This is a genomic window from Flavobacterium kayseriense, assembly GCF_014305095.1.
GTDB lineage: Bacteria > Bacteroidota > Bacteroidia > Flavobacteriales > Flavobacteriaceae > Flavobacterium > Flavobacterium kayseriense.
In genome coordinates this window covers 1,392,414-1,416,206 of sequence record NZ_JACRUI010000001.1, presented here as the reverse complement: position 1 = coordinate 1,416,206, position 23,793 = coordinate 1,392,414, and the positions used below count along the sequence as shown (strand labels likewise).

The window sequence follows — 23,793 nt, the reverse complement described above, 5'->3', positions numbered from 1 at the left end:
TTTAACTACTTTTGTATGGTGAATACTCAAGAAAAATATATAAAACGTTGCATCCAATTAGCCAAAAATGGTTTAGGAACTACCTACCCAAATCCCATGGTGGGAAGCGTTATTGTGCATGAAGGTAAAATTATTGGGGAAGGATGGCATAAAAAAGCGGGAGAACCGCATGCTGAAGTTAATGCGGTACAATCTGTAAAAGACAAATCCCTATTAACTAACGCAACTATCTACGTAAGTTTAGAACCTTGTAGCCATTTTGGTAAAACACCTCCTTGCTGTGACTTGATTATACGTACTGGGATACCTAACGTGGTCATTGGCACGGTCGATCCTAATATTCAAGTAGTAGGAAACGGTATCAAAAAATTAATTGAAGCAGGAGTAAATGTAACTGTGGGTGTACTTGAAGATGAATGCTATCAACTCAATAAACGCTTCTTCACTTTTCACAACAAAAAAAGACCATACATCATTCTTAAATGGGCTGTAAGTCAAGACGGATTTATTGCTCCAGTACAAAAAGAGGAAAATAAACCTGTTTGGATCACTAATCAATATTCTAGGCAGCTCGTTCATAAATGGCGAAGTGAGGAACAAGCAATTCTCGTGGGAACACAAACCGCTATTGACGACAATCCAAAACTAGATGTCAGAGACTGGACTGGAAACAACCCTACCCGTATTGTTCTTGACGCTAACAGAAGAATTCCTAAAAACAATCAACTATTTGATAATCAGATAAAAACTATTATCATAAGCAAACCGTCCGATGAAATAAGCACAGAAAATTGTATCTTTGAGAATATAGATTTTGATAGCAATATTGCTGTCCAAATTTCAGATCTATTGTTTCAACATCACATTCAGTCTGTCATTATAGAAGGTGGATGTAAAACGATTCAAACTTTTATTGATGCAGACCTATGGGATGAAGCTCGCGCATTTAAAGGATCAACTCTACTTAAGGATGGAGTAAAAGCACCACACTTAAAGGTAGTTGAAAATAAAAGATTGCTAATAAATAATGATGAACTACTAATAACTAGAAAACATGATTAATTCAATAATCTTCGATTTTGGTGATGTATTTATCAATCTAGATAAGCAAGCACCCTTACAGAATCTGCAAAAACTGGGATTAGTGGAGTGGAATAGCGAACTTGATTTGCTTAATCAACAATTTGAAAAAGGATTAATTGAAAAAGTAACATTTTTAATTGGCATACAAAATCACATCCCAGGTGCTAATTTAATAGATATAGAGAAAGCGTGGAATTCAATATTACTAGACTTCCCACTTTATCGTCTAGAGTTTTTACAACTTTTATCTCAAAAATATCGTTTATTCTTATTGAGTAACACAGACGAAATACATATTGCTGAATTTGAAAGTAAAAAGGGCATATCATTTTACAGAGATTTTTACCAATGTTTCGAAAAAGTATATTTCTCCTTTGAAATGGGAATGCGTAAACCTGAACTTGAAATCTATCAAGCAGTAATTAACAATCATGAGTTAGTGCCCAAACACACTCTTTTTGTGGATGATAAAAAAGAAAACACTGATGCGGCAAAAACTTTGGGGTTACAAGTTTGGAATCTTCAAGTTGGTAAAGACGATGTCATCCAGTTATTTGAAAACGAATAAACAATAACAAATACTTTTTGGAAAACATTGATACTTATAAAACAATCGATCAAGCATCCGAGGAAATACTATTTAAAGAAAAAAACAGTAAATTCTTTGGTTACGCTTTCCCTTTTGAGTCTGAGGACGAATTAAAACCAATTATTGATGGTTTAAAAAAACAGCACCCTAACGCAGGACATTTTTGTTATGCTTATCAAATTGGGACAAACAAAATCTACTATCGTGCAAACGATGATGGAGAACCAAGTAATAGTGCCGGCATGCCAATATATGGGCAAATACAGTCATTTGGAGTTACGAATATCTTAATTGTTGTAGTAAGACTTTTTGGTGGAGTAAAACTGGGCGTGGGAGGACTTATATCTGCTTACAAAACAGCAGCTCAACTTAGCTTAGAAAACTGTGATATAATTGAAAAAACGATTGATGTTCAATACCAAATCTTATTTGAATACAAGAACATGAATAAAGTCATGCGCATCATCAAGGAAAAAAATCTTGATATAGTGAGCCAAAAAATGGAAATGAGTTGTGAAATCATCATTAAAACTCGAAAAAAAAATGCCGAAATAATATTCGACATTTTCAATTCGTTATTTGAAATTAAGCTTAAAATTATTGAATAATCAGTATCTGTTCAATTTACTTCTAAATCAACAAAAGCTTTTCCTTTACATAAGCAGGTGGAGCCGTTGGACGCCCTGTTTTCATGTCTACAAAAACTAATATTGAGTTTGCAATTGTTAATAACTCCTGCTTTTCATTGAGGATTTCATAATCAAATTCTATCTTGACAGTTGACTGGCTTTTTAAAACTGTTTTTATAGTTAGCAAATCATCGTAACGAGCCGGTTTTTTATAATTTATGTTTAAAGAAACTACCGGAAGCATCACGCCATTATCTTCCATCCATTTATACGAAATCCCAAGGTTTCTAAGCCATTCCACGCGTCCCATCTCAAAATACTGTGCATAATTGCCATGATAAACCACCCCCATTTGATCCGTTTCGGAATACCTAACTCTTACTTTTAATTCATGTTTTTTCATATAAATACTTCTACAATTTAACATTTGTTTGATATCATTCTTAACCTACTTACAACAATATTTATTCAAAATCAACCTCTAATTATTTTTTTTTACAGAAAATTGTTCACATATTTGTTACCCCGAAAAAAAACAATAACTTTTGATATTTTTACACAAAAGTAAATTACAATAATAGGATAATTTAATAGAATTTATGAACAAAACTGCTCAATCAGTATGGGAAAACTGTTTGTCTTTTATAAAAGACAACATTCAAGATCAAGCCTACAAAACTTGGTTTGAACCGATCAAATCAGTTGAACTTACCGATAACGCTTTGTACATTCAAGTTCCTAGCAAATTCTTTTATGAATGGCTAGAAGAACACTACGTAAAATTATTAAAAGTTGCCTTAACTAAAGAACTTGGTAAAAATGCAAAGTTACTTTATAAAATTAAGATGGAAAACACTTATGGCAATAAACAACCGTTTACGGAACAATTGCCAAGTGCCAATAGGGCTCCAATGAAACCTCAAAATGTAGACGCTCCTTTCAAAAATTTAGATCCTGAATTAAAGAACCCTTTCGTTATTCCAGGAATTAGAAATTTAAAAATCGAATCTCAACTTAACGCAAATTACAGTTTTGACAATTTCCTTGAGGGAGATTCTAATAGACTAGCGCGTTCTGCAGGTATGGCTGTTGCCAATAAACCAGGTGGGACTTCTTTCAACCCGCTATTAATATTTGGTGGTGTAGGATTAGGCAAAACACACTTAGCACACGCTATAGGTGTTGAAATTAAAGACAAATATCCAGATAAAACAGTACTTTATATCTCTGCTGAGATATTTACTCAACAATATATCGATTCTGTTAAGAAAAACAATAGAAATGACTTTATCCATTTTTACCAATTAATTGACGTTTTAATCATCGATGACGTTCAGTTCTTATCAGGTAAATCAGGAACACAAGATGTGTTTTTCCATATCTTTAATTATTTACATCAAAATGGAAAACAAGTGATCTTGACTTCTGACAAGGCACCTGTTGACATGCAAGACATTGAACAGCGTTTACTTTCTCGATTTAAATGGGGATTATCAGCTGAGTTACATCAGCCTGATTACGAAACAAGAGTTTCAATCTTGAAAAACATCTTGTATCGCGATGGTGTTGAAATACCCGAAGAAATAATTGAATATGTAGCTCGCAACATAAAATCAAATGTTCGTGAGCTAGAAGGTGCAATTATCTCATTAATAGCACAATCCTCTTTTAACAAGAAAGAAGTAACAATTGAACTAGCTAAAAGCGTAGTTGAGAAATTTGTTAAGAATGTTAAACGTGAAATATCTATTGATTACATTCAGAAAATTGTTTCTGATTATTTCCAATTAGATTTAGAAACATTACAATCTAAAACAAGAAAAAGACACGTTGTACAAGCGAGACAATTAGCCATGTTTTTTGCTAAGAAATTCACCAAAGCTTCTTTAGCAAATATTGGTTCGCAAATTGGAGATCGTGATCACGCGACCGTTCTACACGCATGTAAAACAGTTGACAATCTTGTTGCTACAGATAAGCAATTCAAGAAGTTTGTAGATGACATTCATAAAAAATTAACGCTCTAGTCGTTTCATGCAAGTAAAAATTTTAATGGTTTGTTTGGGTAATATTTGTAGGTCGCCTTTGGCCGAAGGTATTCTTGCCTCGAAACTTCCTAAAAACTTATTTTCAGTAGACTCTGCTGGGACTGGTGGTTGGCACATAGGCCACTCTCCAGATACACGATCAGTAGCTGTTGCCAAAAAAAACAAACTTGACATTTCACAGCAAAAAGGACGACAGTTTGTTTCTAGCGACTTTGATGAATTTGATTATATTTATGTAATGGACAAATCTAATTATGATGACGTCCTTGCACTTGCAACTACCGATCAGCATAAACAAAAAGTAAAAATAATTCTTGACGAACTTTTCCCTGACGAAAACGTCGATGTTCCTGACCCTTATTACGGTCTGTCGAATGGTTTTGAAATGGTCTACAATATGCTTGACGAAGTCTGTGATTTAATAGCTCAGAAATTAATAGCGAAGCATTCATAATCTTTGGTTTAAAACTTTGACTTAGTTAGTTCCTTCAAAATTCACTTCCTTTGCAGGAGCGTTTAGATTATAACAAAAACTTTACACAATGACAGCAAATCCTCTTTTAGGAAAACTATACCTCATCCCTACTACTATGGGAGAGTGCGACCCAATGGATGTTTTACCACAAACCGTAAAAAGAACAATTGATTGTATTGACCACTATATTGTTGAAAACGATAAAACAGCGCGAAAATCAATAAAGGAAGTTAATCCCGAAAAAAAACAATCTGATTTAGTACTCTTTACCCTAAACAAGCGTACGGAGACTAAAGAGCATTTAGATTTTATTAAGCCACTACTTGAAGGAAAAAATATGGGATTAATGAGTGAAGCTGGTTGTCCTGGTGTAGCTGATCCTGGTGCTGTAATCGTAAAATTAGCACATGAAAAAGGAATCCAAGTCATTCCTCTTGTTGGTCCATCCTCCATATTACTAGCGATGATGGCATCAGGAATGAACGGACAGAGTTTTACTTTTCATGGTTATCTACCTATTGAAAAAGAGGAGAAAAAGGCAAGTTTCAAAAGTCTAGAAAAAATCTCTTTCGAAAAAAATCAATCTCAAATTTTTATTGAGACGCCCTACCGTAATAATAAATTACTAGAAGATTTAATACAGACTTTGAATCCCGAAACACATTTATGTATCGCAACAGATATTACCCTGCCTACAGAATACATAAAAACAAAAAAAATAGCAGCTTGGAAAAAAGAAACTATTGATTTACATAAACGTCCTACTATCTTTATTATTCATAAGATGTAGTAGTAATAAAAAATTAATAATCCATCTAAACCGTATTTAAATATAGTTTTGATGGATTTTTTTTTACGCTATTTCTATTAATGAAGTGAATTTATTTTATGACACTCTATTTTGCAACACAAAATCTGTATATTTAAAATAAAAAATAAAGAATGTCAAAACTCCCAAACATCGGCACTAGTGTTTTCTCTGTGATGTCAAAAATGGCATTAGAGCATAATGCTATAAATTTGTCGCAAGGTTTCCCTAATTTCCCCGTAGACGAAAGACTAACAAACAGCATTGCAAAACTCGCAAAGGAGAATGTCCATCAATACACACCAATGGCAGGGTACCCTCCTCTTTTGTACAAAATTGCAGCATTAGTAAAATCCTCTTATGGTCGAATCATTTCTCCTGAAACAGAGATCCTCGTTACCGCGGGAGCTACTCAAGGTATCTTTGCAACTATTCAGGCCTTGGTTGAAAGCCAAGACGAAGTTATAATCGTAGATCCAAGTTATGACTGTTACGAAGCACCTATTTTACTTTGCAACGCAACTCCTGTTCGCGTTCCTTTAAATGATAACTACAGCACCAACTGGGAGAGAATAGAGAGAGCATGTTCCCATAAAACCAAAATGATAATCATTAATAATCCACATAATCCTACGGGTAAAATCTTAAGCTATTCCGATTTTACAGCCTTGGAGCTACTTTTGAAAAAGTTTCCTAAAATACTTTTACTTTCAGACGAAGTTTACGAATACATTACCTTTGAAGAAAAGCACATTTCAGCTCACAGCAGAAAAATATTGATTGACAGATGCATCACGGTTTCCTCGTTTGGGAAATCATTTCATATCACGGGCTGGAAAATTGGATATTTAGTTGCACCCGACTATTTGATGAAAGAAATCAAAAAAGTGCATCAATTTCTAGTTTTTAGCGTTAATAGTATTTGTCAAGTAGCCATTAGTGACTACCTTGATGTTGTATCAGTCAATTCCATAAGCTCATTTTACCAACAAAAAAGAGATTACTTTAGATCTCTATTAACTAATAGTAGATTTGAATTGCAAGCGTGCGAAGGAACTTATTTCCAAGTTGCCTCCTATACAGCCATTTCAAATGAACCTGATGTTGCTTTTTGTAAGCGACTAATCACAGAACATGGTGTGGCAGCCATTCCTATTTCAACCTTTTACGAAAATGGAAAAGACTTAAAGTTAATTCGCTTTTGCTTTGCTAAGGATGATGCAACATTGGCTTCTGCCGCAAATCGCTTAAACCAAATTTAAAAAGTATTTATTATGCATGCATAGTAAAAATTTACTATATTTACAATAAAAAAACTATGGGATATACAGATAAAATGTTAAGAGACGACGCTTTAGAAGGTAAAGTAATAGTAGTTACTGGAGGCGGTAGTGGTTTAGGAAAAGCGATGACTAAATATTTCTTGGAATTAGGTGCAAAAGTGGCTATCACATCCAGAGATTTAGAAAAACTGAAAAACACAGCGGCGGAACTGGAAGCAGAAACCGGCGGGACTTGTCTTCCTTTGCAATGTGACGTACGTCATTATGAAGAAGTAGAAAATATGTTACAAGGTGTTTTAAAAGCTTTTGGTCATGTAGACGTACTACTAAACAATGCTGCTGGGAATTTCATTTCACCCACAGAGCGCTTGTCTGCAAATGCATTTGATACTGTAATTGATATTGTTTTAAAAGGAACTAAAAACTGTACGCTTGCTTTTGGAAAGCATTGGATAGATACTAAACAAACGTCGTCTACAGTTTTAAATATTGTAACTACCTATGCATGGACAGGATCAGCTTATGTTGTTCCAAGTGCTACTGCAAAAGCAGGAGTACTAGCTATGACAAGAAGTTTAGCGGTAGAGTGGGCAAAATACGGAATTCGCACTAATGCAATTGCTCCTGGACCGTTCCCAACTAAAGGAGCATGGGATAGATTGTTACCCGGTGATCTTGCTGAAAAGTTTGACATGGCTAAGAAGGTACCTTTACAGCGCGTAGGAGACCATCAAGAATTGGCTAATTTAGCTGCATATCTAGTTTCAGACTTCTCAGCTTATGTTAATGGTGAAGTCGTTGTTATCGATGGTGGCGAATGGCTAAAAGGTGCTGGACAATTCAATCTACTAGAAGCAATCCCTGAAGAACTATGGGATCAATTAGAAATGATGATAAAAGCTAAAAAGAATAAATAAAAAATAAAAAAGAGAGTGTTACTTACTAAAACACTCTCTTTTTTTCTTTAACTCAAGCAATGCTGTATTAATTTCACTAAGTAACAAACCACTACCGCCACCATAATGCTGCATCACTATTGCTTCTGGATTATGTATTTCAAAAAAACAACGTAGAGAAATTTCGCTTTCATCAGATATTCCTGAACCTAACAAAACGATATCAAACTTAATTTCCCTAAAAACAGCTTTAGATTCTTCATCATTCATTGCCCCTACTGCATTCCAATTTTCATTTGCATTAATAACTCGAACCACAGTACTAAGAATCTCGAGATGTCTCCCAATATATAAAATATTAATCTTTTCCATAACTATATAAAAATCCTCAGACAACTTAATACCTGAGGATTTCTTGAATTAATTATTATTTAGCAAATTGAATTTCAGAAACTAGCTTAATTTCATCTCCTACTAATACTCCTCCTGTTTCTAATGCTGCATTCCAAGTTAAACCAAAATCTTTACGATTAATTTTTCCAGTAATAGACAGCGCTACTTTAGTATTTCCCCATGGATCTTTCATTAATCCGCTATATTCTGTATCCAAAACTATTGATTTAGTAACATCTTTAATAGTTAAATCACCTGCAATTTGGTATTCACCTTCATCAATTTTCTTGATAGAAGTAGAAACAAAAGAAAGTTTTTTATAATTTTCAATATCAAAGAAATCGGCACCTCTTAAGTGATTATCTCTGTCTTCGTTGTTTGTATCGATCGAATTTACATCAGTAGAAAATTCAATTTTTGAAGTTTCAAAATTTTCTTCATCATTTTCAATCGTAGCTTCAAAAGCATTAAACTTTCCTGATACGTTTGTAAACATCATGTGTTTAACTTTAAAACCAATTTCTGAATGTGTTGGGTCAATTACCCATTTTGTTGTAGACATAATAATATTATTTAATTGTTATATTTATTTTTAATTATAATTTCATCGGTACTTCCATCAATAAAATCTCTGCATTCGCAGAATCTGCAGTAATAGCAATTGAATCTACATTCGAAATACCCAATCCATCTCGTTCGCCTAACTCCACTCCGTCTATGTTAAATTTACCTTTCAATACAAATGCATAAATTCCATTGCCTTTTTTCTTTGTTGAGTAGGATGTTTCAAAATGGAGGTCAAATGTTCCCATATGAAACCAAGCGTCTTGGTACACCCATACACCTTCATCTTCTTGATTGGGAGATAAAATTTGCTGCAATTTATTGTGACGGTCTTCTAAGTTTAAAGTAATTTGATCGTACCTAGGAGTTACATTTTTTTGATTTGGATAAACCCAAATTTGCAAAAATTTTACAGGCTGATCTTTGTTCTTGTTGTACTCACTATGAAAAATCCCGGTACCAGCACTCATCACTTGGATATCACCTTCCCTGATTACCGTTGTGTTTCCCATACTGTCTTGATGCTCCAAATCTCCTTCAAGAGGAATAGAGATAATTTCCATATTATCGTGAGGATGCTTACCAAAACCCATACCTTGACTCACGGAATCATCATTAAGTACGCGCAATACCCCAAAATTCATTCGTTCTGGATTTTGGTATCCAGCAAAGCTAAAAGAATGATAGGATTCAAGCCAACCATGATTAGCGTGGCCTCTCGTATCAGCTTTATGTAAAATATAATTTGTTAGTATTTCTTTTTCTACAGTTTTTTTATTTTCCATCATTTTAAACTTATAATTGAAATACAAAATTCTCAATAAAAAGAAGCAAATACATTGAACTAGAACAAGAAAACTTAAAATTTAAAATTTATAATCTAGCTAGTTTATTCCTGATTTTACTGAGAAACTCCGGCGAAATCCCTAAATAAGAGGCAATATAATGCTGGGCAAATCGGTTTGCATGTTCAGGGTATTGTTCTAAAAACGCAACATATTTATCGGTAGCAGTTTTTGCAATAGTTTCGAATAATCTGTTTTGAGTAACTGCAAGATGGCGCTCCATCAAAATACGGTAAGCACGCTCAAATCGTGGTGCTTTTTTAAACAATGACTCCTTCGATTCTGGAGAAAAAATAAAAAACTCACAGTCTTCTAAAGTTTCTATAAATACATTACTAGGACTATCTTCGTACATACTAAATGAAATATCGCTTAACCATGCATCTTCAACAGCTAATTGCAAGATTACTTCTGCACCATTAGCATCTATATAGTACTTACGAGCACTACCTTTAATCAAAAAGGCTTCAAAACTACACTGCTCACCAGCTCGCAACAAAGTGGTCTTTTTTACTGTCTTTTTGTGTTCTAACAAAGAATTAAAGATTTCTAATTCCTCCTTTTCAAACGACACATACCGGCTGATATTCTTATTAATTTGGCTATACACAGTCATTTATTTTAAGCTCTAAAGATAACCAATTAATATTGCGCTCGAACAGACTACCTGTTCATTAAATATGAAAACCGCTTACAAAAAACAGTAATATGCATTGGAGTTAAAAATTGATTAGTAAAATGACTAAAAAAAGACAATTCTACATTATCAATGTCCTATTATCACCGTTTAAATTCCTATTTTTGCTCTATATTCAATATTTAAAACCATTATATGCTTATTATAGGTATTGCAGGAGGAACAGGAAGCGGAAAAACAACCGTCGTGCATCAAATTATGAATGAACTCCCTGATAAAGAGGTTGGTATCATTTCACAAGATTCATACTACAAAGAAAACAATAACCTATCGTTTGATGAACGTGCGCTCATTAACTTCGATCATCCACGTGCAATCGATTTTGATTTACTAGTGGCACACTTAAAGGAATTAAAAGAAGAAAAAACAATTCACCAACCAGTCTATTCTTTTGTAACACACAATAGAACAGAAGATACCATTACTACACATCCTAGAAAAGTGATGATCGTGGAAGGAATTTTAATTTTAGCAAATCCAGAGCTAAGAGCGTTATTTGATGTGAAAATTTTTGTTCATGCCGACTCTGATGAGCGTTTAATACGCCGTTTAAAACGTGATATTGCTGAACGAGGACGAGACATGGATGAAGTTCTAAATCGATACCAAAACACGTTAAAACCCATGCATCAGCAATTTATAGAGCCAACAAAAGCATTTGCTGATATTATTATACCTAATGACAAACACAATACAGTAGCAATTGATGTAGTTAGGGCCGTAATAAACCAAAGAATTCTATAATTTTATTGTAATTTTATAACCACCTAACTTGATCGTATCAATTACGTTCAAATCATTAGGAGCTATTTCCTGCTGTACACTATATCTTTTTTACCTTGCCAAAAAAAGGCAAGTTAAAAAAGGATGTCGTTACCATCAGGGCTAAATAAACAAACATGAAAAACCCATATAAAAACAAACCATGGTTCAAATTCCTGAGCAATAAATATGTTTGGGTTCTTTTGTTTTTTGTTACTTGGATGGGTTTTCTTGATAATTATTCTTATTTTGACCATCGTTTTCTTGACAATCAAATTACCGAATTGGAAGACAATGCAACCTACTATCAAGACGAAATAAAAAAGGATGAAGAGCAAATAAAACAGCTTAAAAATCCGGAACAGATAGAAAAATATGCTCGCGAAAAATATTTTATGAAAAAGGATAGCGAAGACATCTATATTATCGAATTTGAAGGTGATAGCATCACACAATAACGAATCTTGAATTATTTAAAATCAACACCAAATGACTACTAATCTATTTGAAGATTTTGATCCAATCTCCTCTAAACAATGGAAACAAAAAATCCAGTTTGAACTTAAGGGAGCTGACTATAATGACACCTTAATATGGAATTCTCCAGAAGACATAAAAGTAAAACCCTTTTATCATTCTGACGACTTAACTAAAACTTTTAAAGTAAACACGCACGCCAGCCAATTTAAAATTTGTCAAAACATATTTGTTTTTGACGTAGAAAAATCGATTGAGCGCGCAATGGACACTTTAGCACGTGGAGCTGAAAGTATTCGTTTTACTATAGAAGATAGTACTATAGACATAGTAAAACTTCTACAAAAACTTCCGCTTGAAACAATACCTGTTTATTTTCATTTTAATTTTATTTCAATCGATTTCGTAAAAAAAATCGATGCTATTGCAATAGAACGAAAGGCAACAATTTATTGTAATTTAGACCCTATAGGACAATTGGCACAGGATGGAAACTGGTTTAGTACCAATGAAAAAAGTAATTTTGAAACTTTAGAATTACTTTCAAAAGCTACAAAAAACAGCTCTTTAATAAGTATTAACAGTACACTTTATCAAAATGCTGGCGCAACCATAGTTCAGCAGATAGCCTATACCCTATCTCACGCAAACGAGTATTTTAACCGATTAGATTCAATACAAACACCGATCGTTTTGCAAGTGGCCGTGGGAACTAATTACTTTTTTGAAATCGCAAAGCTTAGAGCAATACGTGTCTTATTTAATCTAATTGCAAAAGAGTACAATCACAACCTTGATTGCCATATAATAGTAACACCTACCAAGAGAAACAAAACGATTTACGATTACAACGTAAACATGCTACGCACCACAACGGAGTGCATGAGTGCAATTCTTGGCGGAGCTGATGCTATCGCAAATTTACCTTACGATGCTTTATACCATAAAGACAACGAGTTTGGGGACCGAATTGCTCGTAACCAATTACTGATTCTTAAAAACGAAAGCTATTTTGATAAGGTAGATAATCCTGCTGACGGAAGTTACTACATAGAGAGCCTTACTAATCAACTAGCTGAAAAAGCATTAACTTTATTCAAAACAATTGAGGAAAATGGAGGGTTTTTGAAGCAATTAAATGATGGCACCATCAAAAGAAAAATACAAGAAAGTGCTGATACGGAGCAAAAGTTATTTGATTCTGGAAAAGAAATATTATTGGGAACCAATAAATACCCTAATAAAAATGACCGCATGAAAACGGATCTTGAACTTTTCCCTTTTGTAAAAGTAAAGTCAAGAAAAACATTAATATCTCCAATTATAGAAAAAAGATTAGCTGAAAAAATAGAACAAGAACGACTTGAATCAGAATAATCAGCAATCAATTTACTTAATCAGTACTAAAATAGAGTCTACAAATGATACGAAAAGACCTTAAATATATTCAACTAGAGCAACTCCAAGATCAAGCTAAAACTGCAAACGAAAACGTAGTACACAATACTGCTGATTTCTTTACAGCTGAAGGCATTGAATTGAAGCGAAACTATACTGCTAAAGACATCGAAAATCTAGAACATCTCGATTTTGGAGCTGGCTTCGCCCCCAATTTACGTGGTCCATATTCTACTATGTACGTACGCAGACCATGGACAGTAAGACAGTATGCAGGATTTTCAACTGCAGAGGAAAGTAATGCCTTTTATCGCAGAAACCTTGCCGCAGGACAAAAAGGGTTATCTATAGCTTTTGATTTACCTACTCATAGAGGCTATGATTCTGATCACGAACGCGTAGTTGGTGACGTAGGCAAAGCGGGTGTTGCCATAGATTCTGTAGAAGATATGAAAGTGCTTTTTGACCAAATCCCCTTGGATGAAATGTCTGTTTCCATGACAATGAATGGAGCCGTTTTACCCATTATGGCATTTTACATAGTTGCTGCAGAGGAACAAGGTGTCAAACCTGAATTATTATCTGGAACCATACAAAATGATATTTTAAAAGAGTTTATGGTCCGTAATACGTACATCTACCCACCAACTCCATCCATGAAAATAATTGCTGATATATTTGAATATACCAGCAAGAAAATGCCTAAGTTTAATTCTATTTCTATTTCGGGATATCATATGCAAGAAGCGGGAGCAACTGCCGATATTGAACTTGCTTACACCCTAGCCGATGGATTAGAATATATTAGAACTGGTCTTTCGACTGGAATGAAAATTGATGAATTTGCCCCTAGACTGTCCTTTTTCTGGGCCATAGGTATGAACCATTTTATGGAAATTGCTAAAATGAGAGCCGGTAGAATGATTTGGGCTAAACTATTAAAGCAATTCAACCCACAAGATGAGAAATCATTAGCTTTAAGAACACACTGTCAAACAAGTGGTTGGAGCTTAACCGAGCAAGACCCATTTAATAATGTGGCTCGTACATGCATAGAAGCGACAGCAGCGGCTTTTGGAGGAACACAGTCCCTACATACCAATGCTCTAGACGAAGCAATTGCTTTACCAACTGACTTTTCAGCTAGAATTGCTCGAAACACGCAAATATTCCTTCAAGAGGAAACTAAAATTACTAAAACTGTCGACCCATGGGCTGGTAGTTATTACGTAGAAAGCTTAACAAATGAAATAGCGCAAAGTGCTTGGAAACTGATTGAAGAAGTAGAAGAGCTAGGCGGAATGACAAAAGCAATTGAGGCTGGAATTCCAAAGCTTCGTATTGAGGAAGCAGCAGCAAGAAAACAAGCTCGTATTGACAGCGGACAAGATATTATTGTAGGAGTAAATAAATATCGTCTAGAAACAGAAGACCCATTGCAAATTTTAGATGTAGATAATCAAATGGTGCGCAAGCAACAATTAGAGCAACTAGACCAAATAAAAGCTACTCGTGATAGTGAGAAAGTAAAAGCAGCTCTTGATAAATTAATACTTTGTGCCAAAACAGGAGAAGGTAATTTATTAGAATTAGCTGTTGAGGCCGCTCGTTATAGAACAACCCTAGGCGAAATCAGCGATGCTTTAGAAACCGTTTTTGGGAGATATAAAGCACAAATTAAATCTTTTAGCGGCGTGTACAGTAAAGAAATAAAAGACGACAAAAGCTTTGAACAAGCAAAAAAGCTAGCAGATAAGTTTGCTAAGCAAGAAGGCCGCCGACCTCGCATCATGATTGCTAAAATGGGACAAGACGGTCACGATCGAGGTGCTAAAGTAGTAGCGACTGGTTACGCCGATGTTGGTTTTGATGTAGACATAGGCCCGCTATTTCAAACCCCGGCTGAGGCTGCAAAGCAAGCAGTAGAAAATGACGTACATATTTTAGGAGTTTCCTCGTTAGCTGCTGGCCATAAAACGTTAGTGCCTCAAGTAATTGAAGAACTCAAAAAGTACGGAAGAGAAGATATAATGGTCGTCGTAGGAGGAGTTATTCCTGCCCAAGATTATCAATTCTTGTTCGATAACGGAGCAGTAGCTGTTTTCGGACCTGGAACTAAAATAAGCGAAGCAGCCATAAAAATCCTTCAAATATTGACCGAAGAGTAAAACTAAACAAAGCACCAAAGCAATTTGGTGCTTTTTTCATACAAAGCAATTTGCATATATTTTTATGGGAAAATCTTTCCGACTAAAAAAGCATTTTAAAATTAACTTTTTGTATATAAAACATTAACAATCAATGCTTTATAATTTACTACCTTTATATACCTACAAGAGATTACTATAACAATGTATGCTTAATACCTCTACAGCTATTGTTATTTTACAAATGAATTGAAAAAATTATATCTGCATATACAAGTCACGATGTAGGACAAGATTTTTTTTAAAAAATAGTTTATACAAGAAAAGCACTTCATTCATTAACGGTAAAAAATATGTTCTTATCATAAGAAAAAGTGTAAATCTATTTAAAATTTACCGTCAATAAAGAGAGCCAAATATCTCTTCGTTAATTAACAACAACAACAACAACCTACTTTTTAAAGTTTCTAATTCAATATTAGACGACTAAAAACGTAGTCCTCCCCCCAAATTCTGAAATAAAAACTACCTAACCTAATACATTAAAATTAGCAAACATGGTCTGTATCACTATTCAATGTGAAAAGGTAGAACCTAAAAATTATTTATTTTAACTAAAAAGGGGAAGCAAAATTTTAAACCTTACAGTTTCTTGGAAGCAAGTGTGCAACAATAAATTAATTAAAACTAAAACATCATGAAATCAATTATCATATTAATTCTAGTCATACTATTTAGTATCCCTAGTTTTTCTCAGAATGAGATAAAACAAAATACTAATGAAGGAATAATAGAATTTGAAGAATTACCTGCAGTAGTCATAAAAAGAGTAGGTAAAGATTTTTCACTATATATTCCTGATCGCCATCCTGACAAAAGAGTCAGAGATTTACAAAAAAGTTTCATTGCTTATGATATTGGAAAAGACTTTGAAGGTTATGATTCCTACTTAGTAGTGTTGGAAACTAAAACCGGGTCGTTAGCTGCAACCTACAACGACAAAGGAAAATTAATTCGAGTAGTAGAAAATTACAAAGACGTTAAAGTTCCCAATGAAGTAATGTATTCAATTTATAAAACGTATCCTGGTTGGTCTCTTGTGAATGACAAATATCTATATAGTCAGGAAGAAGGGGATATAATTAAAAAGCAATACAACTGTAAAATTAAAAACGGAAACCAAACGAAAAATTTGGTTGTTCAAGCAAATGGTGAAATCCTAAAAGTTAGATAATTAAAAAAGGGATACTATTTCTACTGAAAAGTATCCCTTTATTTTTACGTATTAATTAGATGCAACTGCATTAACATTAGCTTCAATTAACGAAGTATCATAACCGCCAAATGCTTTTAAATAACTCCCAATCGATGTTCCGTAAGCATCCTTAATAGATTTCTTACCGTTATATCTAAAATATTTTTTAACCGATCCAGCACCACCTAAATGCGCTGCTGCTAAAATACCTGATTCTGTAATTAATATACCATTAACTACTTTACCATCATATTTTTCAATTACAGTTTGGAGTAAGGCTTTATTTTTAGATAGAAGAGCTACAAATGCCTTTTCTTGCATCTTTGGGCTACGTAGAAATAATTCGGGATTGTGAATTCCTACTGCTTTTAACGTTTCAGTACCAAATTGATATTTCCCTAAATAACCAAGGGAATTAATTTTTTTGTACTTGTTTTTAGACTCTTTGAAACCAAGAGCTTGTTTAAAACCGACAAATAAATTTCCTGTAAAAGGAATATTTAAATCAGTATAATTTTCTTTTTTTTGAGATGGATATAAGTATTCGATTCCATCTGTGTTTTTTATTAGAAACCATTCATTTGACTCTACTTTAAGCGGTTTAAAACCGGAACTTAAAAAGGCTATAATAATAGTTAAACTCGTATAAAAATACCACTTCTTTACCATAAATTGTTTTTCTTCAAAACGCTGTCCCGTTAAGAAATTTCTGCGTGCAAAGATACAATAATATTTATAAACCTGAAAACCAAGTTGTTAAACTTATCTAAAAATAGATCATATGACCTTTAAATGTCTCTCTAGGAGTATATTCCAATGTAGGGGCAGGAATTTTTATGGTATTAAAAACGGAGAAAAAAGTCTTCAAAATTGGTGATTTTGTCTCGATTTTCGTTAGGTCAACATCTAAACTCAAATAAAATTGTCTCTTTCTTTCACTACTAACTACATCTGTTTCTAAGGTACTTTCATTATTTCCTTTGAGCATTCCATCAGCACCATATCCCACCGCTAAATTGAGCCATTTTGGAATTTTTGATTGCGTAAAAAAGGAATGTAGATTGATCGATAACCAATACGTTTGTCCGTTGTAATCTTTAAGAATATTTTCGGGTAAGTTACTTCCTAAAATCTCTGGTCTTAAAGCTGCATATTTTGTAGAATGAAAAGAAAATTTTGGTGTAATGCGTTGCTCCTTCCAAAGTAACTCTTGCGATACATATAAAGCGGTTCCTGATGCATTTGCTATCAAATCTCCAGGCGAAGCCCCCCATTGAGAAGAAAATCCGTCAAAAACCTCAACAACTGTCAAAAATGCAAATCCAAGAGTCGAACCATATACTAATTTCTGATTATCAGTAGCTCCACTCCATTGTAACATTTCAGCACCAAACCTTCCTAGGTGATAGGTGGAGTAAAAATGACCCACCTTATCCATCTGCAACCACTCTGCATTATCATTTATAAAATGAAATTTTGATCTTGGATAATCAGCATACCAGAGTTGATTAAGCCCAACTAAAGTAATTGCTCCAACAGCAGCCTCAGAAAGGAAAAGAGAATTCTTCCGCTTTGAATTTAAGCTATCAGAAGGAGTTAGAAATCGGTCCAAACTATTTTGAGCATAGCCGAGATTTAACTCCAAAAGTAATATAAGAAAAAAGAAAAAACGTTTATTAAATACCAAACCTACCTTTTTACTCCTTGTGCAGTGATCCAATCTGAGTATTTTTTTGCATTTCGATTGTGCTCTTCAAGAGTCGCTGCAAACTCATGATATCCAAAACGATCTACACTAGCACAAAAATAAATAAAATCATTTTTTTCAGGTGTAAGGACCGCTTCAAGCGCTGTAATATCAGGCATAGCTATTGGTCCCGGTGGAAGCCCAATGTTTACGTAAGTGTTATAAGGAGATGACATTGTCAGATCTTTATAAAACACTCTTTTTATAATCTGATCAAAATCATTTGCTTCCTTTTTTATCGCAAAAATGACCGTAGGATCCGCTTGTAGTGGCATTCCTAATCGCAATCTATTCAAATAGACACCTGCAATTCGGGGTCTTTCATCTTTCTTTACGGATTCCTTGTGTACAATGGAGGCTAAAATAGTTGCTTCAATCGTGGTAAGACCTTGCTCTTTAGCTTTAGCCACACGCTCTTTCGTCCAGAAATTGCGGTACTCCTTAATCATTTTGTCCCTAAACTTAACAGCTGAGGTGTTCCAATATGTCTCATAGGTATTTGGAATGAACATTACCATCACATTTTCCTCATTAAAACCGTTTTCTTTTAAAAAGATAGAATCTTTAAAAGAATTTAATAGCGATACACTATCAGCCTCGATCTGAGAACCCACTCTACCAGCTAAATTCTCAATACGCTCTTGGTTATTAAAAGCTAACTTAACTGGGACGTTAGATCGCATTGCTTTCACTAGTTCATAACTATTCATTCCGTTCTTCAATAAAAAACGCCCCGATTTCACATTTGATGGGTAACTCATTTTGCCTGCAACCATTTTGAATCGATCCATATTTACTACATAAGGACTCACTAGCGAGAGCACTTGATCATAATTTGCATCGGTAGGAACATAAACAAATACTTCTTTATCACTAAATTTAGTATTGTCAGAAAAAATTTGATTGATTAACACGAAACCATAAAGCATTAATCCTGAAATCACGACAAGAGCGGTGATTGAAATTATTTTTTTTGTACTCAAAATTTATATTTTAAATTATTATTGTATTAATTGGAAAATTGCTTCATCGTGGTAAACCCCATTAATAAGATTCCAATCCTTTTTTGTACCAATACATTCGAAACCAAATTTAGTAAAAAGAGCAATACTGGCTTTGTTTTCTGTACTAATATTTGCATACAGTTGATGCACATTTAAATGATAAAAAGCATACCGAATTAAAAGTTCTAATGCCTCAGAACCTATATTTTTATTCTTATTCTCTAAACCATGAATTACAATACCTACACCAGCTCTATTATTCCTTGGATCAAAATCAAATAAATCAATTAAACCTAATGCAGGAAAATCCTCGTCTTGGCAAATCGCTAATCGCAATTGTTTAGCCTCATATATATCCTGTTGCGCATTCTCTAGATATTGCTTAACTAAAAAGCGACTGTATGGCGTGTTCGTATTACTTACTGGCCAAATACTTTGATCGTTTTCGATTAGATAAACAAATTCAAGATCATTCGGTTCTAATGCCCGCAGGTAAATCGTATCTCCTTTTAAAGTTATCATGATAAAATTTTACCTAAGATTAAATAGCAATTGTTCCTTCAAATACGAAGGTAGCAGGACCTGTTAAAAAAACGTTCGTAAATTGATCATCTTCTTTTGTAAAAGAAACAGCTAGCTTCCCTCCTTCTACGTTAATATTAATTGAAGAAGCATTTGTTACACCGTTTGCATTCATAGCGATTGCCACAGCTGTTGCTCCAGTTCCACATGCCAAAGTTTCGTCTTCCACTCCTCTTTCATACGTTCTCAAGGCAAAAGTATTTTCGTCTATTTGTTTGACAAAATTAATATTACTGCCCTCCTTTCCATACAAACTTCCATAACGTATAGCTGCTCCTTTGTCTTTTACATTATAATTTTCTAAATCTGATACTAATTGAACGTGATGCGGAGACCCTGTATTTAAAAAAGTATAATCAGCATTTTTATTAATTTCTGATACATTGATCATTTGCAAGGAAACTATTTCATTTTCATTAACTGAAGCATGGTGCAAACCATCAACGGCATTAAACACTGCTTTAGTATTTATGACATTTAATTTTTTGGCGAAGGCAACTAGGCATCTTCCTCCATTACCACACATAGTACTTTGATTCCCATCTGAGTTGTAGTACACCATTTTAAAATCACTAGTGGCATCATTTTCAAGTAAAATAAGGCCATCACCACCAATTCCAAATCGACGATCGCATAGCTGCGCTATTAGTTGTATATTATTTTTAGGAAAAAAATCAGTGCGATTGTCTATCATCACAAAATCGTTTCCAGTTCCTTGGTATTTATAAAAGTGTAATTGCATTTTAATAGAATTGTGTCTAACAAAAGTACGAACTATTAATGAAATGTTAATCATAGTTAAACAGCGTTAAAATATTTTTTAGCATCCTTATTTCGGCTTAAATTTACTCTCCAAACAAAAATTAAACGATCTCTATTATGAAACGATTTTCTAATCTATTTTTAGTGTCTTTATTAAGTGGAGCCACAACTTTAGGGGCATACAAACTTTTATTTGACACCAATGGTTATTTTTCGACCAACAGAAACACTTTAACAACAACGGCACCCGACTCGTACACTAAACGAGTAGGCTTGAATTCAGAAGTATTGGATTTTACCGAAGCTGCTGAAAAAACCGTGCATACTGTTGTGCACGTAAAAAACGTATCCTATAAAGCGGTTTCTAACCCAATGTTAGAATACTTTTATGGCTATAAAGGGGGACAATCACAAGAGCAAGTAGGCACAGGTTCGGGAGTAATTATATCTGGTGACGGATATATTGTAACCAACAACCACGTTGTAAAAGACGCTTCAGAAATTGAAATCACTTTGAACAACAAAAAATCATATAAGGCAAAATTGATTGGGACCGATTCAAAAATGGACATCGCGCTATTAAAAATTGATGCAGATGAAACGTTACCGTATAGCACTTTTGGCAACTCTGATTCTGCAAAAGTGGGGGAATGGGTTCTCGCTGTAGGAAATCCATATAACTTAACTTCTACTGTAACGGCAGGTATCGTCTCTGCAAAAGCAAGAGACTTAGGTAGCAACGGCATCCAATCATTTATTCAAACCGATGCAGCTGTAAACCCTGGGAACAGTGGTGGTGCGTTAGTAAACACGCGAGGCGACTTAATTGGTATTAACACGATGATTACCTCTATGACAGGTTCCTATGTAGGCTACTCGTTCGCAGTACCATCTAATATTGCTCGAAAAATTATCGAAGACATTATGGAATACGGTAATGTGCAAAGAGGAATATTAGGGGTTCAAGGTGGAGAATTAAATTCGTACGCTTCAAAAGAATTGGGGGTAAAACAAACCGAAGGATTTTATATTAGTGCTGTTTCAGCAAACTCTGGCGCTCAAAAAGCAGGCCTTAAAAAAGGAGATGTTATTATTAAATTAGACAATCAAAACATCGCTACCTACGCTGATTTATCAGGATACATTAATACTAAAAGACCTAACGATAAAGTAGCGGTGACAATTTTAAGAGATGGAAGCAGTAAGACTATCCTAGTTACGTTAAGTAAAAACGAATTTTACAACACTGAATTTAAAGGCATCGAATTGGAAAACATCAGTTCTGCAGATAAAAGTAGATTTAAAGTAAATTACGGAGTGAAAATAAAATCTATCACCAATGAAAACTTAATGCAGTACGAAGCCGAATTAAAAGGCAGTATTATTTTAAGTGTAGATAGTGTAAAAGCGGTAGATGTAGAAACAGTCTCTAAACTTTTAAACAATAAAGATGAGAATCAAAGTGTACGTATAGAATTGATTAATAAAAATGGGGAAATTTTTCGCATCATTATCTAACACAATTTATACCATAAAAATGGGAAGCCAACCTGAAAAATCAAGTTGGCTTTTTTTATTAAAAAAAACACAAAAATAGTTTACGAAATCGATTGAAATAGGTACTTTTGCTTCAAATTTAAAAATACAACTACTAAATTCTCACAATTTAAGCACCCATGAGCAACACACCTTTGTATCAAAAAGAAGTTTCATTTCAAGTCGACAGAAGACGAGCAGGAGTTGAATTAATTAAAATCATTAGTGATTTATGGTATGATAAATCTATCGAGATGGTTTTATTTAAAAATCAACTACTAGACAAAAATGTTAGTGACATTATTAATTTACACCAATACGCAGGAGAATTTGTAGGTAAACCTATAACTGTTTTTGACTCTGTAGAAATTGCTAGAGCCATTTTAGAATTAGATTTACCGCCAGCAAAATTGGATATTGGCAAGCTAACTTACGAATACTTGTTAGATGATGAGAAATATCCTGATGCAAGACATTTTGTTTTAGATAAGTTAAAAGACGCAAAATCTTCAGATGAAATTCAACCTAAAGACGTTGTTTTATACGGTTTTGGTAGAATAGGTCGTTTACTAGCTAGAGAATTAATGTCCAAAACTGGTAAAGGAAATCAACTTCGATTAAGAGCTATTGTAACTCGTGACAAAAACGATGCTACCACTTTAGAAAAAAGAGCTTCCCTATTACGTTATGACTCAATCCATGGCGATTTCCAAGGTTCAGTAGTTGCTGATACAGATAATAATGCTTTAATAATCAACGGAACAACTGTTCATATTATCTCTGCGGGTAGTCCTGAAGAAATTGACTACACATTATACGATATCGATAAGGCTTTAGTAATTGACAACACAGGTGCTTTTACTACTAAAGAAGCTTTAAGTCGTCATATGACCTCAGTAGGTGTCGATAAAGTATTACTAACAGCTCCAGGAAAAGGAGTTCCAAATATCGTTCATGGTGTGAATCATAACGAATACAATCCAGACGAAATAGATATTTTCTCAGCGGCGAGTTGTACTACAAATGCAATTACACCTATTTTAAAAGCTATCGAAGATACCTTAGGCGTTGTTAAGGGACATTTAGAAACAATCCATTCGTATACTAATGATCAAAATTTAGTAGACAATATGCACAAAAAATACCGTCGTGGTAGAGCTGCTGCATTAAATATGGTAATTACAGAAACAGGTGCAGGTACTGCTGTTGCAAAAGCTTTACCATCGCTAGAAGGTAAATTAACATCAAATGCGATTAGAGTCCCTGTTCCTAATGGTTCTCTTGTTGTTTTAAATTTACAAGTAAAAACAAAAACTTCTATCCCGGCTATTAATGCTATCATGAAAAAATATGCCTTAGAAGGAGAGTTAGTAGAACAAATTAAATATTCTACCAATAACGAATTAGTTTCATCAGATATCGTGGGAACATCAGCACCTTCTATTTATGATAGTAACGCAACGATAGTTGCTAATGGTGGAAAAGACATCGTTTTATATATTTGGTATGACAATGAATATGGTTATAGTCATCAAGTAATACGATTAGCTAAATATATTGCTAAAGTAAGACGTTTTACATATTACTAGCCTGCAATTTACAGGCTGGCAGTTGTCGTTTTTTTTTAGTTATCAGTTTTTAGTTTTAGTTCAAGTTTAAATTGTAGACAACAAACCAGCCTGCATTAAATAGAAAATCCGTCCTGTATAAAAGCAAGACGGATTTTTTTGTAATAAGATCATTTAAAATTCAAAGAATAGAAAAGTTTAAGTCAATTTATAAAATCTTAAAAAATCCGTTTCGAGTAATACGA

25 protein-coding genes are annotated in these 23,793 nt (G+C 34.0%); 15 read left to right on the top strand and 10 right to left on the bottom strand.

Annotated features, from left to right (window positions below):
- The first annotated feature begins 18 nt into the window (after nt 1-18).
- The 3 genes from ribD to H8R22_RS06105 are packed head-to-tail and all read left to right on the top strand — an operon-like array spanning nt 19 to nt 2,280.
- Nucleotides 19-1,062, top strand: a complete 1,044-nt coding sequence (ribD, locus tag H8R22_RS06115; protein ID WP_187009567.1) for a bifunctional diaminohydroxyphosphoribosylaminopyrimidine deaminase/5-amino-6-(5-phosphoribosylamino)uracil reductase RibD — start codon at nt 19-21, stop codon at nt 1,060-1,062.
- Nucleotides 1,055-1,651 (top strand): HAD-IA family hydrolase, encoded by a 597-nt coding sequence (locus tag H8R22_RS06110; protein WP_187008450.1) that lies wholly within the window; start codon nt 1,055-1,057, stop codon nt 1,649-1,651. The genes ribD and H8R22_RS06110 overlap by 8 nt, the downstream gene beginning before the upstream one ends.
- 17 nt (nt 1,652-1,668) lie before the next feature.
- Complete coding sequence (locus H8R22_RS06105) at nt 1,669-2,280, top strand: IMPACT family protein (protein ID WP_187008451.1); 612 nt, start codon at nt 1,669-1,671, stop codon at nt 2,278-2,280.
- A gap of 22 nt (nt 2,281-2,302) precedes the next feature.
- Here the strand turns inward: H8R22_RS06105 and H8R22_RS06100 are convergent, their stop codons facing one another.
- The gene (locus H8R22_RS06100; protein ID WP_187008452.1) at nt 2,303-2,704 is read right to left on the bottom strand and encodes an acyl-CoA thioesterase; all 402 of its coding nucleotides are present in this window, start codon (nt 2,702-2,704) and stop codon (nt 2,303-2,305) included.
- Nucleotides 2,705-2,900: 196 nt separating this feature from the next.
- Between H8R22_RS06100 and dnaA the strand changes: the two genes are divergently transcribed.
- The 5 genes from dnaA to H8R22_RS06075 all read left to right on the top strand — a co-directional run bounded on the left by dnaA (nt 2,901) and on the right by H8R22_RS06075 (nt 7,832).
- A complete protein-coding gene (dnaA, locus tag H8R22_RS06095; protein WP_187008453.1) occupies nt 2,901-4,328 on the top strand; it encodes a chromosomal replication initiator protein DnaA in 1,428 nt (475 codons plus the stop codon).
- A 7-nt stretch (nt 4,329-4,335) separates the two neighbouring features.
- Nucleotides 4,336-4,803, top strand: a complete 468-nt coding sequence (locus H8R22_RS06090) for a low molecular weight protein-tyrosine-phosphatase (protein WP_187008454.1) — start codon at nt 4,336-4,338, stop codon at nt 4,801-4,803.
- A gap of 88 nt (nt 4,804-4,891) precedes the next feature.
- Entirely contained in the window at nt 4,892-5,614 is a 723-nt protein-coding gene (locus H8R22_RS06085) for an SAM-dependent methyltransferase (protein WP_187008455.1), read from the top strand.
- Nucleotides 5,615-5,766: 152 nt separating this feature from the next.
- Nucleotides 5,767-6,894 (top strand): methionine aminotransferase, encoded by a 1,128-nt coding sequence (locus H8R22_RS06080; RefSeq protein WP_187008456.1) that lies wholly within the window; start codon nt 5,767-5,769, stop codon nt 6,892-6,894.
- A gap of 56 nt (nt 6,895-6,950) precedes the next feature.
- A complete protein-coding gene (locus H8R22_RS06075) occupies nt 6,951-7,832 on the top strand; it encodes an SDR family oxidoreductase (RefSeq protein WP_187008457.1) in 882 nt (293 codons plus the stop codon).
- Between the two features lie 18 nt (nt 7,833-7,850).
- Here H8R22_RS06075 and H8R22_RS06070 read toward each other — a convergent pair whose 3' ends face one another.
- The 4 genes from H8R22_RS06070 to H8R22_RS06055 form a co-directional block, all read right to left on the bottom strand.
- A complete protein-coding gene (locus H8R22_RS06070; protein WP_187008458.1) occupies nt 7,851-8,183 on the bottom strand; it encodes a hypothetical protein in 333 nt (110 codons plus the stop codon).
- Between the two features lie 55 nt (nt 8,184-8,238).
- On the bottom strand, nt 8,239-8,766 hold the full coding sequence (locus tag H8R22_RS06065) for a YceI family protein (protein ID WP_187008459.1): 528 nt from the start codon (nt 8,764-8,766) through the stop codon (nt 8,239-8,241).
- A 34-nt stretch (nt 8,767-8,800) separates the two neighbouring features.
- Nucleotides 8,801-9,553, bottom strand: a complete 753-nt coding sequence (locus tag H8R22_RS06060; protein WP_187008460.1) for a pirin family protein — start codon at nt 9,551-9,553, stop codon at nt 8,801-8,803.
- 88 nt (nt 9,554-9,641) lie between these two features.
- Nucleotides 9,642-10,229 (bottom strand): Crp/Fnr family transcriptional regulator, encoded by a 588-nt coding sequence (locus H8R22_RS06055; protein WP_187008461.1) that lies wholly within the window; start codon nt 10,227-10,229, stop codon nt 9,642-9,644.
- A 216-nt stretch (nt 10,230-10,445) separates the two neighbouring features.
- Between H8R22_RS06055 and udk the strand changes: the two genes are divergently transcribed.
- From udk to H8R22_RS06030, 5 genes are all read left to right on the top strand, one after another.
- Nucleotides 10,446-11,054 (top strand): uridine kinase, encoded by a 609-nt coding sequence (gene udk / locus H8R22_RS06050; RefSeq protein WP_187008462.1) that lies wholly within the window; start codon nt 10,446-10,448, stop codon nt 11,052-11,054.
- Between the two features lie 155 nt (nt 11,055-11,209).
- Nucleotides 11,210-11,530, top strand: coding sequence for an FtsB family cell division protein (locus tag H8R22_RS06045; RefSeq protein ID WP_187008463.1), 321 nt, complete (start codon nt 11,210-11,212; stop codon nt 11,528-11,530).
- 31 nt (nt 11,531-11,561) lie between these two features.
- On the top strand, nt 11,562-12,926 hold the full coding sequence (locus H8R22_RS06040) for a methylmalonyl-CoA mutase subunit beta (RefSeq protein ID WP_187008464.1): 1,365 nt from the start codon (nt 11,562-11,564) through the stop codon (nt 12,924-12,926).
- Nucleotides 12,927-12,970: 44 nt separating this feature from the next.
- A complete protein-coding gene (gene scpA, locus H8R22_RS06035) occupies nt 12,971-15,115 on the top strand; it encodes a methylmalonyl-CoA mutase (protein ID WP_187008465.1) in 2,145 nt (714 codons plus the stop codon).
- A 676-nt stretch (nt 15,116-15,791) separates the two neighbouring features.
- Nucleotides 15,792-16,328, top strand: coding sequence for a hypothetical protein (locus H8R22_RS06030; protein WP_187008466.1), 537 nt, complete (start codon nt 15,792-15,794; stop codon nt 16,326-16,328).
- A 51-nt stretch (nt 16,329-16,379) separates the two neighbouring features.
- Here the strand turns inward: H8R22_RS06030 and H8R22_RS06025 are convergent, their stop codons facing one another.
- The 5 genes from H8R22_RS06025 to dapF form a co-directional block, all read right to left on the bottom strand.
- The gene (locus H8R22_RS06025; protein WP_187008467.1) at nt 16,380-17,018 is read right to left on the bottom strand and encodes a peptidoglycan-binding protein LysM; all 639 of its coding nucleotides are present in this window, start codon (nt 17,016-17,018) and stop codon (nt 16,380-16,382) included.
- A 97-nt stretch (nt 17,019-17,115) separates the two neighbouring features.
- A complete protein-coding gene (locus H8R22_RS06020; protein WP_187008468.1) occupies nt 17,116-17,961 on the bottom strand; it encodes a DUF2279 domain-containing protein in 846 nt (281 codons plus the stop codon).
- Between the two features lie 77 nt (nt 17,962-18,038).
- Complete coding sequence (gene mltG / locus H8R22_RS06015) at nt 18,039-19,079, bottom strand: endolytic transglycosylase MltG (protein WP_187008469.1); 1,041 nt, start codon at nt 19,077-19,079, stop codon at nt 18,039-18,041.
- Between the two features lie 18 nt (nt 19,080-19,097).
- A complete protein-coding gene (locus tag H8R22_RS06010) occupies nt 19,098-19,622 on the bottom strand; it encodes a GNAT family N-acetyltransferase (RefSeq protein ID WP_187008470.1) in 525 nt (174 codons plus the stop codon).
- A 19-nt stretch (nt 19,623-19,641) separates the two neighbouring features.
- Complete coding sequence (gene dapF, locus H8R22_RS06005) at nt 19,642-20,424, bottom strand: diaminopimelate epimerase (protein WP_187008471.1); 783 nt, start codon at nt 20,422-20,424, stop codon at nt 19,642-19,644.
- Nucleotides 20,425-20,561: 137 nt separating this feature from the next.
- On the opposite strand from dapF, the gene H8R22_RS06000 reads away from it, so the two are divergent.
- Both H8R22_RS06000 and H8R22_RS05995 read left to right on the top strand, forming a co-directional pair.
- Nucleotides 20,562-21,962, top strand: a complete 1,401-nt coding sequence (locus H8R22_RS06000; RefSeq protein ID WP_187008472.1) for a trypsin-like peptidase domain-containing protein — start codon at nt 20,562-20,564, stop codon at nt 21,960-21,962.
- A 158-nt stretch (nt 21,963-22,120) separates the two neighbouring features.
- Nucleotides 22,121-23,569: a glyceraldehyde-3-phosphate dehydrogenase gene (locus H8R22_RS05995; protein WP_187008473.1), complete on the top strand. Its 1,449-nt coding sequence runs from the start codon at nt 22,121-22,123 to the stop codon at nt 23,567-23,569.
- The last annotated feature ends 224 nt before the right edge of the window (nt 23,570-23,793 follow it).

What these genes read in the sequence shown, in the direction of transcription:
- H8R22_RS06080 (WP_187008456.1), top strand. Translation starts at nt 5,767, where the DNA reads ATGTCAAAACTCCCAAACATCGGCACTAGTGTTTTCTCTGTGATGTCA.
- H8R22_RS06000 (WP_187008472.1), top strand. Translation starts at nt 20,562, where the DNA reads ATGAAACGATTTTCTAATCTATTTTTAGTGTCTTTATTAAGTGGAGCC.
- udk (WP_187008462.1), top strand. Translation starts at nt 10,446, where the DNA reads ATGCTTATTATAGGTATTGCAGGAGGAACAGGAAGCGGAAAAACAACC.
- H8R22_RS06075 (WP_187008457.1), top strand. Translation starts at nt 6,951, where the DNA reads ATGGGATATACAGATAAAATGTTAAGAGACGACGCTTTAGAAGGTAAA.
- H8R22_RS06040 (WP_187008464.1), top strand. Translation starts at nt 11,562, where the DNA reads ATGACTACTAATCTATTTGAAGATTTTGATCCAATCTCCTCTAAACAA.
- H8R22_RS06060 (WP_187008460.1), bottom strand. Translation starts at nt 9,553, where the DNA reads ATGGAAAATAAAAAAACTGTAGAAAAAGAAATACTAACAAATTATATT.
- H8R22_RS06110 (WP_187008450.1), top strand. Translation starts at nt 1,055, where the DNA reads ATGATTAATTCAATAATCTTCGATTTTGGTGATGTATTTATCAATCTA.
- H8R22_RS06010 (WP_187008470.1), bottom strand. Translation starts at nt 19,622, where the DNA reads ATGATAACTTTAAAAGGAGATACGATTTACCTGCGGGCATTAGAACCG.
- H8R22_RS06100 (WP_187008452.1), bottom strand. Translation starts at nt 2,704, where the DNA reads ATGAAAAAACATGAATTAAAAGTAAGAGTTAGGTATTCCGAAACGGAT.
- dnaA (WP_187008453.1), top strand. Translation starts at nt 2,901, where the DNA reads ATGAACAAAACTGCTCAATCAGTATGGGAAAACTGTTTGTCTTTTATA.
- scpA (WP_187008465.1), top strand. Translation starts at nt 12,971, where the DNA reads ATGATACGAAAAGACCTTAAATATATTCAACTAGAGCAACTCCAAGAT.
- H8R22_RS06065 (WP_187008459.1), bottom strand. Translation starts at nt 8,766, where the DNA reads ATGTCTACAACAAAATGGGTAATTGACCCAACACATTCAGAAATTGGT.
- H8R22_RS06030 (WP_187008466.1), top strand. Translation starts at nt 15,792, where the DNA reads ATGAAATCAATTATCATATTAATTCTAGTCATACTATTTAGTATCCCT.
- dapF (WP_187008471.1), bottom strand. Translation starts at nt 20,424, where the DNA reads ATGCAATTACACTTTTATAAATACCAAGGAACTGGAAACGATTTTGTG.
- H8R22_RS06085 (WP_187008455.1), top strand. Translation starts at nt 4,892, where the DNA reads ATGACAGCAAATCCTCTTTTAGGAAAACTATACCTCATCCCTACTACT.
- H8R22_RS06090 (WP_187008454.1), top strand. Translation starts at nt 4,336, where the DNA reads ATGCAAGTAAAAATTTTAATGGTTTGTTTGGGTAATATTTGTAGGTCG.
- H8R22_RS06070 (WP_187008458.1), bottom strand. Translation starts at nt 8,183, where the DNA reads ATGGAAAAGATTAATATTTTATATATTGGGAGACATCTCGAGATTCTT.
- H8R22_RS06055 (WP_187008461.1), bottom strand. Translation starts at nt 10,229, where the DNA reads ATGACTGTGTATAGCCAAATTAATAAGAATATCAGCCGGTATGTGTCG.
- H8R22_RS06045 (WP_187008463.1), top strand. Translation starts at nt 11,210, where the DNA reads ATGAAAAACCCATATAAAAACAAACCATGGTTCAAATTCCTGAGCAAT.
- H8R22_RS06025 (WP_187008467.1), bottom strand. Translation starts at nt 17,018, where the DNA reads ATGGTAAAGAAGTGGTATTTTTATACGAGTTTAACTATTATTATAGCC.
- H8R22_RS05995 (WP_187008473.1), top strand. Translation starts at nt 22,121, where the DNA reads ATGAGCAACACACCTTTGTATCAAAAAGAAGTTTCATTTCAAGTCGAC.